Below are 11,249 nucleotides of genomic sequence, written 5' to 3' on the forward strand. Positions count from 1 at the left end.
GCCGCCATGGACCTCGAGAGCTTCCGTAAACTCGCCACCGACCGGCGCGTCATACCGGTCACGCGCAAACTCCTCGCCGACGGCGACACCCCGGTCGCGCTCTACCGCAAGCTGGCCGCCGAGCGCCCCGGCACCTTCCTGCTGGAGTCCGCGGAGAACGGCCGCTCCTGGTCCCGGTACTCCTTCGTCGGCGTCCGCTCCGCCGGGACCCTGACGGAACACGACGGACAGGCCCACTGGCTCGGCACCCCGCCCGTCGGCGTCCCGGTCGACGGCGACCCCCTGAAGGCCCTGCGCACCACGGTCCAGGCCCTGCACACCCCGCGCCAGGAGGGCCTGCCGCCCTTCACCGGCGGCATGGTCGGCTACCTGGGCTACGACATCGTCCGCCGCCTGGAGAAGATCGGCCCCGGCGAGCGCGACGACCTGCGGCTCCCCGAGCTGACCATGCTCCTGACCAGCGACCTCGCCGTGATGGACCACTGGGAGGGCTCGGTGCTGCTGATAGCCAACGCGATCAACCACAACGACCTCGACACCGGCGTGGACGAGGCCTACGCCGACGCCGTGGCCCGCCTCGACGCCATGGAGGCCGACCTCACCCGGGCCGTCGCCCAGCCGCCGGCCGTGCTGCCGCCCTCCGAGCTGCCCGAATACACCGCGTTGTGGGGCGGCCCCGACTACCAGGTGGCCGTCGAGGACATCAAGGAGCGCATCCGCGCCGGCGAGGCCTTCCAGGTCGTGCCCTCCCAGCGCTTCGAGACCCCGTGCACGGCGAGCGCCCTCGACGTCTACCGCGTCCTGCGGGCCACGAACCCCTCGCCGTACATGTATCTCTTCCGCTTCGACGGCTTCGACGTCGTCGGCTCCTCCCCCGAGGCCCTGGTGAAGGTCGAGGACGGACGCGCGATGGTCCACCCCATCGCCGGCACCCGGCCCCGCGGGACCACCCCCCAGGAGGACCAGGCCCTCGCCGAGGAACTGTTCGCCGACCCCAAGGAGCGCGCCGAGCACCTGATGCTCGTCGACCTCGGCCGCAACGACCTCGGCCGGGTCTGCGAGCCCGGCTCGGTCGAGGTGGTCGACTTCATGTCCATCGAGCGCTACTCGCACGTGATGCACATCGTCTCGACCGTCACCGGAAAGGTGGCCGAGGGCCGTACGGCCTTCGACGTGCTCACCGCCTGCTTCCCGGCGGGCACCCTCTCCGGTGCCCCCAAGCCCCGCGCGATGCAGATCATCGACGAGCTGGAGCCGTCCCGCCGCGGACTGTACGGCGGCTGCGTCGGCTACCTGGACTTCGCCGGCGACTCCGACACCGCGATCGCCATCCGCACGGCCCTGCTCCGCGACGGCACGGCGTACGTCCAGGCGGGCGCGGGCATCGTCGCCGACTCGAACCCGGTCGCCGAGGACCAGGAGTGCCGCAACAAGGCGGCGGCGGTGCTCAGAGCCGTCCACACGGCCAACCGGCTGGGCAAGTAGGGCGCTTCTCGGCAAGTGGGGTGCTTCTCATACGAACCCCGGGTGACGGTTCGCCCGGGGTTCAGGCGATAGTGGAGTACGTGACTGCCGTACCTCACCCCCGTACCGAAGCCGCCGCACCCGCCCGGTCCGGCCGGCGGAGCCTCGCCGTGGCCCTCCTGTGCGGTGCGCTCGGCGCGGCCGTGGCGCTGCTCGCGACCCGGCAGCGCTGGGCGGAGGGCACCGCGACGGTGGCCGGCGGCGCGTTCCCGCTCACCGTCAAGGGCAGCGACGTCACGGGCGTTCCCGCGGCCCTCGCCATAGTGGGCCTCGCCGCGCTCGTCGCCGTCTTCGCCGTCCGCAGGGCCGGCCGGCTCGTCGTCGCCGGGCTGCTCGCCCTGTCCGGCGCCGGCATCATGGCCGCCGCCCTCGTGGCCGCCACCGACGACTCCGCGCTGGACGAGAAGGCCGCCCAGGCGAGCGGCGACACCTCCGCCACCGTCGCCGCGCTCAGCCACACCGGCTGGCCCTACGTCGCGGCCGCCGGCGGCGCGCTGATCCTGCTGGCCGGCCTGCTGGCGCTGCGCTTCGGCGGCCGGTGGCCGGCCATGTCCGGCCGCTACGAACGCGGCACCGACCGCCCGCGCCGCACGGCACGGCCGGCCGACCCGGAGCGGCCCGAGGAGATCTGGAAGGCCCTGGACCGCGGCGAGGACCCGACCGGGGCCTGAGCCGAGCGGCGCGGATGTGGTGTATCAGACGCCACCCCCGCGTCCGGCACGCGCGTGCGTACGGGACAATGGACGACGAGCGTCCGGCTCGGACAGTGACGGGCGGGCTCGGAGCCGTACGACATGTACGCGGCTCTCCTGGGACACGTACACAGCAACGAGGAGCACAGACATGGCGGGCAGCAGCCACGGCCACGGTCACACCCCGGCCGCCTGGACCGGTGTCATCATTTCCTTCATCGGTTTCTGCGTGGCGGGCGCCTTCATGGTGATGGCCCAGCCCGTCGGCTTCTGGGCCGGGATGGTGCTCATCCTCGGTGGCGCGGTGGTCGGCGGCATCATGCGCGCCATGGGCCTCGGCCAGAAGCAGCAGGCCCCCCTCAAGATGAGCGCCGCCCCCGTCGCGACCCGCGAGCCGGCCGGCGCGGAGAGCTGACCGCACCCACAGCTTCCCCGAGGGGCGGCCCGGCACCTGAAGAGGGGGCGGGCCGCCCCTCGCGGTGTACGGGGGCCGGCGCGCGTGGTGCCGACTCGGAGGAGACAATGCTCGGGTGAGTACCCCGTCCGCCGTTTCGTCCGCCGTCCCCGCCGGTCCGCTGTGGCGTCGGCTCGCGGTGCCGGGCGGGCTGCTCGCGGCCGTCGCCGGGGCCTTCGCGTACGTCGGCGCCGTCGACCCGAACGAACCCGGTCACTACCCCGTCTGCCCGCTGTACCGGCTCACCGGCCTGTACTGCCCCGGCTGCGGCGGACTGCGCAGCGCGCACGCCTTCGTCCACGGCGACCTCCTCGCCGCGCTGCGCGACAACGTGCTCGGTGTGGCCGCCTACCTGGGCTTCGCGGTGCTGTGGACCGTATGGGTGGCCCGCACGGTGCGGGGCCGGCCGATGCGCATGGACCTGCGTACGGCGCATCTGTGGGCGGCCGGAGCGCTGCTGCTGGTGTTCACCACCGTCCGGAACCTCCCGTCGGGGGGCTGGTTGCATCCTTGATCACGTGGTGGGCGTCCAGCCAGTGGGACCGGTGTACACCGGATGCGAGGCCTCCGCGCTCCTGCGGATACCATCGCAATGACCACGGGTTTTCAAAACCTGAAGGAACCACCGTCATGAAAGGGGGCCGCTCGCGTGAGTGTGCTCGACGAGATCATCGACGGAGTCCGTGCCGACCTCGCGGAGCGGCAGGCACGCGTCAGCCTCGACGAGCTCAAGGAGCGCGCGGCCAAGGCTCCCGCCGCCAAGGACGGCGTGGCCGCGCTCAAGGGCGACGGCGTGAAGGTGATCTGCGAGGTCAAGCGCTCCAGCCCCTCCAAGGGCGCGTTGGCGGCTATCGCCGACCCGGCCGGGCTCGCCGCGGACTACGAGGCGGGCGGCGCGGCCGTCATCTCCGTCCTCACCGAACAGCGCCGCTTCGGCGGCTCGCTGGCCGACCTGGAGGCCGTCCGCGCGCGCGTCGACATCCCGGTGCTGCGCAAGGACTTCATCGTCACCTCGTACCAGCTGTGGGAGGCCCGCGCGTACGGCGCCGACCTCGCGCTGCTGATCGTGGCCGCCCTGGACCAGCCGGCCCTGGAGTCACTGATCGAGCGGGCGGTGTCGATCGGGCTGACCCCGCTCGTCGAGGTGCACGACGAGGACGAGGTCGAGCGGGCCGTGGACGCGGGCGCCAAGATCATCGGCGTCAACGCGCGCGACCTGAAGACCCTGGAGGTCGACCGCGGCACGTTCGAGCGGGTCGCGCCGGAGATCCCGGACCACATCGTCAAGGTCGCCGAATCCGGTGTCCGTGGCCCGCACGACCTGATCGCGTACGCCAACGCCGGCGCCGACGCGGTCCTGGTCGGCGAGTCCCTGGTCACCGGCCGCGACCCGAAGACCGCCGTCTCCGACCTGGTCGCCGCGGGCGAGCATCCCGCGCTGCGGCACGGGCGGGGCTGATCTCCCGCTAGGCTGGTCCTGATGATGCTTCCGATCACCCCGGCGACGCGGGACCCCTATGCCCGCCTCGCCCGTGGCTGCCGGCCCCGAGGCTGCCGTGCTCCCGCGCGCCGGGTGCACGGGCGGCGGGTCCGCTATGTGATCGGCGACGAGCCCGGACAGGTGAACGGCATGCGATGGCGCCGCGCCGCGTGCGCGAGCTGAGCCGACGTTCCGTAGCGACCGTCGGCTGAGCCAACGCCCTCGGCACCCGCCAACCTCAGGGGGCTCCGCCCCCCGACCCCCCGGTCCTTCGCCCACCCAGCATCCGACTCGGCAGGCTGGAAAGCGACCCATCCGGTCGTGACTCGGCTGGCTGGAGAGCGAGCCATCCGGTCGTGACTCGGCTGGCTGGAGAGCGAGCCATCCGGTCGTGATGCGGCTGGTTGGGGAGTGATCCACCGGCCTTGCGACTCGGTCGGCTGGGGAGCTACCCATCCGGTCGTGACTCGGCTGGTTGGGTCGTGACCCACCCGGTCTTGCGACTCGGCAGGCTGGAAAGCGACCCATCCGGTCGTGACTCGGCTGGCTGGAGAGCGAGCCATCCGGTCGTGATGCGGCTGGTTGGGGAGTGATCCACCGGCCTTGCGACTCGGTCGGCTGGGGAGCTACCCATCCGGTCGTGACTCGGCAGGCAGGGGAGTGACCCACCGGGCCTCGCGACCCCGGTCGGCGGAGAGCGACCCGTCCGGGCTCGTGACCCGGCAGGCTGGGGAGCGACCCGCCGGTCTCGCCGATCAGTCGGCTGGGCAGCGGTCCGTTCGGGGTCGTGGCTTGGTGGGCTGGAGGCGGCCGTCCGGGTTTTTGCTCGGCCTCTGCCGACAGCAAGGGCCGGTGGGTGGGAAAGCACCCTCAGGGCAGCGCACGCGTACTCGTACCCCAAGTCCAGCTACCCGGGGCAAGCGCCCCTGCGAGGTATCCGTATGCCCAGCGAATTCTTCTTCCCCGACCCCACCGGCCAGGTGCCCAGCGCCGAGGGCTACTTCGGCGTGTTCGGCGGCAAGTTCATCCCGGAGGCCCTCGTCGCCGCCGTGGACGAGGTCGCCGTCGAGTACGACAAGGCCAAGGCCGACCCCGAGTTCGCCCGTGAGCTCGACGACCTGCTCCTGAACTACACCGGCCGGCCCAGCGCGCTGACCGAGGTGCCGAGGTTCGCCGAACACGCCGGTGGCGCACGGGTGTTCCTGAAGCGGGAAGACCTCAACCACACCGGCTCCCACAAGATCAACAACGTGCTCGGCCAGGCCCTGCTCACCAAGCGGATGGGCAAGACCCGCGTGATCGCGGAGACCGGTGCCGGTCAGCACGGTGTCGCGACCGCCACCGCCTGCGCCCTCTTCGGCCTCGACTGCACCATCTACATGGGCGAGGTCGACACCAAGCGCCAGGCCCTGAACGTGGCCCGGATGCGCATGCTCGGCGCCGAGGTCGTCGCCGTGAAGTCCGGCAGCCGCACCCTGAAGGACGCCATCAACGAGGCGTTCCGCGACTGGGTCGCCAACGTGGACCACACCCACTACCTGTTCGGGACCGTCGCCGGCCCGCACCCCTTCCCCGCCATGGTCCGCGACTTCCACCGGGTGATCGGCGTGGAGGCGCGGCGGCAGCTCCTGGAACGCGCGGGGCGCCTCCCCGACGCCGCGATCGCCTGCGTCGGCGGCGGCTCCAACGCCATCGGCCTCTTCCACGCCTTCATTCCCGACGCGGGCGTACGCCTCATCGGCTGCGAGCCCGCGGGCCACGGCATCGAGACCGGCGAGCACGCGGCCACCCTGACCGCGGGGGAGCCGGGCATTCTGCACGGTTCCCGCTCGTACGTCCTGCAGGACGACGAGGGCCAGATCACCGAGCCGTACTCCATCTCGGCCGGTCTGGACTACCCGGGCATCGGTCCCGAGCACTCCTACCTCAAGGACTCCGGCCGCGGTGAGTACCGCGCGATCACCGACGACGCGGCCATGCAGGCCCTGCGCCTGCTGTCCCGTACCGAGGGGATCATCCCGGCGATCGAGAGCGCCCACGCCCTGGCCGGCGCCCTGGACGTCGGCAAGGAGCTGGGCAAGGACGGCCTGATCGTCGTCAACCTCTCCGGCCGCGGCGACAAGGACATGGACACCGCCGCCCGCTACTTCGGCCTCTACGACACCGACGCCGAGGTGGCCGCCGACAAAGCCGACACCGCCGAGATCGAGGGGGACGCCAAGTGAGCGGGAACATCCAGCTGTTGACGGACACCCTCGCCGGCGCCAGGGCCGAGGGGCGCTCCGCGCTCATCGCCTACCTCCCGGCCGGGTTCCCGACCGTGGACGGCGGCATCGAGGCGATCAAGGCCGTCTTCGACGGCGGGGCCGATGTCGTGGAGGTCGGCCTGCCGCACAGCGACCCCGTCCTCGACGGCCCGGTCATCCAGACCGCCGACGACATCGCCCTGCGCGGCGGGGTCAGGATCGCCGACGTCATGCGCACGGTCCGGGAGGCGTACGCGGCGACCGGGAAGCCCGTGCTCGTCATGACGTACTGGAACCCCATCGACCGCTACGGCGTCGAGCGCTTCACCGCCGAGCTGGCCGAGGCGGGCGGCGCGGGCTGCATCCTGCCCGACCTGCCCGTCCAGGAGTCGGCGCTGTGGCGGGAGCACGCCGAGAAGCACGGCCTCGCGACCGTCTTCGTCGTGGCGCCGAGCAGCAAGGACGAGCGGCTCGCCCGGATCACCGCGGCGGGCAGCGGCTTCGTCTACGCGGCCTCGCTGATGGGTGTCACCGGCACCCGCGAATCCGTCGGAGCGCAGGCCCAGAACCTGGTCGAACGCACCCGCGCCACCGGCACCGGACTGCCCGTCTGCGTCGGACTCGGTGTCTCGGGCGGCGCCCAGGCCGCCGAGGTCGCCGGCTTCGCCGACGGCGTGATCGTCGGCTCGGCCTTCGTGAAGCGGATGCTGGACGCCCCCGACCACGCGTCGGGTCTCGTGGCGGTCCGCGAACTGGCCGAGGAACTGGCGAAGGGCGTGCGCGGACAGGCGTAACCGTCAGTAATACGGAAGATTCGGTCACTCGAACGAGTGGACCTGGGACCGGGGAGGCGCGCTTGCGCCTCCCCGGTTCGTTCTGGGGGTGTGAGCGAGAAGAACCATGACGGAAAGCGCGCCGCCCGGGAGCGGCTGGCGGTCGAGCGTGAGAAGCAGAAGCACACGGAGAAGCGGCGGCGCGCGCTGATCGTGGGCGCGAGCATCGTCTGCGTCCTGGGCCTCGCGGCGGTGGTCGGCGTGCTCGCCGTGAACGCCGGCAGGAACAAGGGCGAGAAGGCGGGGCCCGTCGTGGCGCCCTCGGGCGCGCAGGGCAAGGACAGCCTCGCGATCCCGATCGGAAAGGACGGCGCCAAGTCGACGCTCATCATCTGGGAGGACGTCCGCTGCCCGGCCTGCCAGGCCTTCGAGATCGCCTACCGCCCGACGCTCCATGCACTGGCCGACTCCGGCAAGCTCAGAATCGAGTACCACCTGGTCCGGCTGATCGACGGCAACCTCGGCGGCACCGGCTCCCTGCGCGGCGCCAACGCCCTGGCCTGCGCCCAGGACATCGCGAAGTTCCGCGACTACCACGACGTGCTGTACGCGAACCAGCCCAAGGAGACCGACGACGCCTACGCGGACAACACCAAGCTGATCGACCTGGCCGGCAAGGTCGGCGGCCTCAAGACACCGGCCTTCCAGAAGTGCGTCGAGGACGGCATCCACGACAGCTGGGTGAACAAGTCGCAGAAGGCCTTCCAGTCCGGCGGCTTCACCGGCACCCCCACGGTCCTGCTCGGCGGGAAGAACATCGCCCAGGACCAGACCATGACGCCGGCCAAGCTCAAGCAGATGGTGGAGACGGCCGCCCGCGGGTAAGGATCTTCCTCCCGCCCCGTCCGTCTTTTCTCACGCCCCCGTTATGGACCCGTAGCCGGGCTGCTTGCCGTCCCCACGGCCCGGCACGGTAGCGTCGGACTTGCCATGGAACTTTCCTACATTCCCAGCCCGTCGCGCGGGGTGCTGTATCTCGGCCCCATCCCGCTGCGCGGCTACGCCTTCTGCATCATCATCGGCGTCTTCGTCGCCGTCTGGCTCGGCAACAAGCGCTGGATCGCCCGTGGCGGGCGGGCCGGCACGGTTGCCGACATCGCGGTCTGGGCGGTGCCGTTCGGTCTGGTCGGCGGCCGGCTGTACCACGTGATCACGGACTACGAGCTGTACTTCAGCCCGGGCCGTGACTGGGTGGACGCCTTCAAGGTGTGGCAGGGCGGCCTGGGCATCTGGGGCGCGATCGCGCTCGGTGCGCTCGGCGCGTGGATCGGCGCGCGGCGTCGGGGCATCCCGATGCCGGCGTACGCCGACGCCGTCGCGCCCGGCATCGCCTTCGCGCAGGCCATCGGCCGCTGGGGCAACTGGTTCAACCAGGAGCTGTACGGCCGTGAGACGCACGTTCCATGGGCACTGCACATCACCTCCTCCGAGGGCGGCCGGGTGCCGGGCTACTACCACCCGACCTTCCTCTACGAGTCGCTGTGGTGCATCGGCGTGGGCCTGCTGGTCATCTGGGCCGACCGCCGCTTCAAGCTGGGCCATGGCCGGGCGTTCGCCCTGTACGTCGCCGCGTACTGCGTGGGCCGCGGCTGGATCGAGTACATGCGCGTGGACGACGCGCACCACATCCTGGGGCTCCGCCTGAACGACTGGACCGCGATCATCGTGTTCCTGCTGGCGGTGGCGTACATGGTGGTGTCGTCGAAGAAGCGGCCGGGGCGCGAGCCGGTGGTCGAGCCTGGCGTCTCCGACGGTTCGGCCGACGGTACGGAAGGTGCCGAGGAGGCGGGGGACCAGGAGGCGGGGGACAAGGCTGAGCCGGAACCCGCGGAGGCGAAGGACGAAGCGGCCGAGTCGGCGACCGAGAAGACCTGACCGCCGGTGGTACGACACCGAGGGCGCCCGGCCAGGCGGCGGTAGCCGCACAGAGACAGAGTTTCCGGGCGCCCTCGGCGTGTGCGGGATCAGTCGCGGTGTGCCAGTGACAGGGTCCGCTGGGCCAGCGTCACCGTCGCCGCGTCGATGAAGCGGCCGTCGGGGAGGGCCAGGGCGCCCGCTTGGGCGGCTGCCGCCTTCAGGATGGTTTCCGCGTGTTCGATCTCCGCCGGTGTGGGCAGGTAGGCCCGTTCGATCACCGGCAGCTGGCGGGGGTGGATCGCGGCGCGGCCCAGGAAGCCGAGGGTGCGGCCATGGGCGCAGGAGGCGGTGAGGCCGTCCAGGTCGCGGATGTCGGGGTACACCGACTGCGGCGGTGGGGCGAGGCCGGCCGCGCGGGCGGCGACGATCACCCGGGAGCGCGGCCAGTCGAGGCCCGCGTCGGCTCGTACGCCCAGGTCGGCCCGTAGATCCGCCTCGCCGAGGGCGATGCCCCGCAGGGCGGGATGGGCGGTGGCGATGGCGTGGGCGTGCTCGATGGCGAGGGCCGTCTCCAGCAGGGCGTACAGCGGGACGGTGACGGTCGCGGCGACCTGCCTGATCTCGTCCGGGGTGGTCACCTTCGGCAGCCGCAGGCCCGAGAGGCCGGGGAGCGCGGCGAGGGCCGCCAGGTCGGCCGCGGCCCAGGGGCCGGACAGGGCGTTGACGCGGACGTGGACCGGGACCGGCTGGGGGTCGGTGAGGAGGGCGGCCGTGGCCGTGCGGGCGTACTCCTTGCGGTCCGGGGCGACCGCGTCCTCCAGATCGATCACCACCACGTCGGCGCCCGCGGCCAGCGCCTTGGCCACCACGGGCGGGCGGTCGCCGGGGACGTAGAGCCAGGTGAGCGGGGGCCGGGTCACAGGGCTCCCTCCGTGCGCAGGGCGGCGATGTCGGCCGGGGTGAGGCCCAGCTCGGTGAGCACGGTCTCGGTGTCGGCGCCGTGCGGGCGGCCGGCCCAGCGGATCGCCCCGGGGTTCGCGGAGAGCCGGAAGAGGACGTTCTGCATGCGCAGCGGGCCCAGTTCGGGGTCGTCGACGGTGGTGACCGTGCGCAGCGCCTGGTACTGGGGGTCGGCCAGGACGTCCCGGACGTCCTGGACCGGGGCCACCGCCGCCTCCGCCTTCTCGAAGGCCGCGAGGACCTCGGCGCGGGTGCGGGCGGCGATCCAGGAGCCGACCGCCTCGTCCAGGACGTCGGCGTGCGCGGCGCGGTCGGCGCCGGTGGCGAACCACGGCTCCTCGATCAGCTCCGGGCGGCCCACCAGGCGTATCACCCGCTCCGCGACCGACTGCGCGGAGGTGGAGACGGCGACCCAGAGGCCGTCGGCGGTGCGGTAGGTGTTGCGCGGGGCGTTGTTCGCGGAGCGGTTGCCGGTGCGTTCCTGGACGTGGCCGAGCTGGTCGTACCAGGTGGGGTGGGGGCCGAGGACCGACAGGATCGGCTCGATGATCGCCATGTCGACGACCTGCCCGGCGCCGGTGTGCTTCCGTGCGGCCAGCGCGGTGAGTACGGCGCAGGCGGTCGCCAGGCCCGCGACCGAGTCCGCGAGGCCGAACGGCGGCAGCGTGGGCGGCGCGTCCGGCTCGCCGGTGATCGCGGCGAAGCCGCTCATCGCCTCGGCAAGCGTGCCGAAGCCGGGACGGTGAGCGTACGGCCCGAACTGGCCGAAGGCCGTCACCCGGGCGAGGACCAGCCGGGGGTTGACGGCCGCCAGCTCCGGCCAGCCCAGATCCCACTTCTCCAGGGTCCCCGGACGGAAGTTCTCGATCACCACGTCGGCGGTGGCGGCGAGCCGGAGCAGGACGGCTCGGCCGCCGGGCGTGGACAGGTCCAGGGCGATGGTCCGCTTGTTGCGGCCGAGCACCTTCCACCACAGGCCGACGCCGTGCTTGGCCGGGCCGTGCCCGCGGCAGGGGTCCGGCCGGAGCGGATGCTCGACCTTGATCACCTCGGCACCGAAGTCGCCGAGCAGCGTGGCGGCCAGCGGGCCCGCGAAGAGGGTCGCGAGGTCCAGCACCCGCAGACCGGCCAGGGCCGGTGTCGTCGTCGTACTCATGCGTCGTATCTCATGCGTCGTACCTCGTGCGTGGTCCCTCATGGGGT

The 11,249-nt window shown here is 72.3% G+C and carries 12 protein-coding genes; 10 read left to right on the forward strand and 2 right to left on the reverse strand.

Annotated features, from left to right (window positions below; genetic code table 11):
• The first annotated feature begins 6 nt into the window (after positions 1 to 6).
• The 10 genes from BFF78_RS30965 to lgt all read left to right on the forward strand — a co-directional run bounded on the left by BFF78_RS30965 (position 7) and on the right by lgt (position 9,104).
• A complete protein-coding gene (locus BFF78_RS30965) occupies positions 7 to 1,485 on the forward strand; it encodes an anthranilate synthase component I (protein WP_069783923.1) in 1,479 nt (492 codons plus the stop codon).
• A 71-nt stretch (positions 1,486 to 1,556) separates the two neighbouring features.
• The gene (locus BFF78_RS30970; RefSeq protein WP_079161550.1) at positions 1,557 to 2,195 is read left to right on the forward strand and encodes a TIGR02234 family membrane protein; all 639 of its coding nucleotides are present in this window, start codon (positions 1,557 to 1,559) and stop codon (positions 2,193 to 2,195) included.
• A 172-nt stretch (positions 2,196 to 2,367) separates the two neighbouring features.
• Positions 2,368 to 2,631, forward strand: a complete 264-nt coding sequence (locus BFF78_RS30975) for an HGxxPAAW family protein (protein WP_069781433.1) — start codon at positions 2,368 to 2,370, stop codon at positions 2,629 to 2,631.
• Positions 2,632 to 2,746: 115 nt separating this feature from the next.
• Positions 2,747 to 3,184 carry a DUF2752 domain-containing protein gene (locus BFF78_RS30980; RefSeq protein WP_069781434.1) on the forward strand — a complete coding sequence of 146 codons (438 nt, stop codon included), beginning with the start codon at positions 2,747 to 2,749 and terminating at the stop codon, positions 3,182 to 3,184.
• A gap of 135 nt (positions 3,185 to 3,319) precedes the next feature.
• Positions 3,320 to 4,129 (forward strand): indole-3-glycerol phosphate synthase TrpC, encoded by an 810-nt coding sequence (gene trpC / locus BFF78_RS30985; RefSeq protein WP_069781435.1) that lies wholly within the window; start codon positions 3,320 to 3,322, stop codon positions 4,127 to 4,129.
• Positions 4,130 to 4,150: 21 nt separating this feature from the next.
• On the forward strand, positions 4,151 to 4,333 hold the full coding sequence (gene trpM, locus BFF78_RS43825; RefSeq protein ID WP_079161551.1) for a tryptophan biosynthesis modulator TrpM: 183 nt from the start codon (positions 4,151 to 4,153) through the stop codon (positions 4,331 to 4,333).
• A 758-nt stretch (positions 4,334 to 5,091) separates the two neighbouring features.
• Positions 5,092 to 6,375 carry a tryptophan synthase subunit beta gene (trpB, locus tag BFF78_RS30990; protein ID WP_069781436.1) on the forward strand — a complete coding sequence of 428 codons (1,284 nt, stop codon included), beginning with the start codon at positions 5,092 to 5,094 and terminating at the stop codon, positions 6,373 to 6,375.
• On the forward strand, positions 6,372 to 7,190 hold the full coding sequence (gene trpA, locus BFF78_RS30995; RefSeq protein WP_069781437.1) for a tryptophan synthase subunit alpha: 819 nt from the start codon (positions 6,372 to 6,374) through the stop codon (positions 7,188 to 7,190). Before trpB ends, trpA begins: the two co-directional genes overlap by 4 nt.
• A gap of 90 nt (positions 7,191 to 7,280) precedes the next feature.
• The gene (locus BFF78_RS31000; protein WP_069781438.1) at positions 7,281 to 8,054 is read left to right on the forward strand and encodes a DsbA family protein; all 774 of its coding nucleotides are present in this window, start codon (positions 7,281 to 7,283) and stop codon (positions 8,052 to 8,054) included.
• Positions 8,055 to 8,159: 105 nt separating this feature from the next.
• On the forward strand, positions 8,160 to 9,104 hold the full coding sequence (lgt, locus tag BFF78_RS31005) for a prolipoprotein diacylglyceryl transferase (protein ID WP_069781439.1): 945 nt from the start codon (positions 8,160 to 8,162) through the stop codon (positions 9,102 to 9,104).
• An 89-nt stretch (positions 9,105 to 9,193) separates the two neighbouring features.
• Here the strand turns inward: lgt and BFF78_RS31010 are convergent, their stop codons facing one another.
• Positions 9,194 to 10,006, reverse strand: coding sequence for an HpcH/HpaI aldolase/citrate lyase family protein (locus BFF78_RS31010; RefSeq protein ID WP_069781440.1), 813 nt, complete (start codon positions 10,004 to 10,006; stop codon positions 9,194 to 9,196).
• Positions 10,003 to 11,202: a CaiB/BaiF CoA transferase family protein gene (locus BFF78_RS31015; RefSeq protein ID WP_193433577.1), complete on the reverse strand. Its 1,200-nt coding sequence runs from the start codon at positions 11,200 to 11,202 to the stop codon at positions 10,003 to 10,005. The genes BFF78_RS31010 and BFF78_RS31015 overlap by 4 nt, the downstream gene beginning before the upstream one ends.
• Positions 11,203 to 11,249: the final 47 nt, after the last annotated feature.

This window comes from Streptomyces fodineus, assembly GCF_001735805.1.
GTDB lineage: Bacteria > Actinomycetota > Actinomycetes > Streptomycetales > Streptomycetaceae > Streptomyces > Streptomyces fodineus.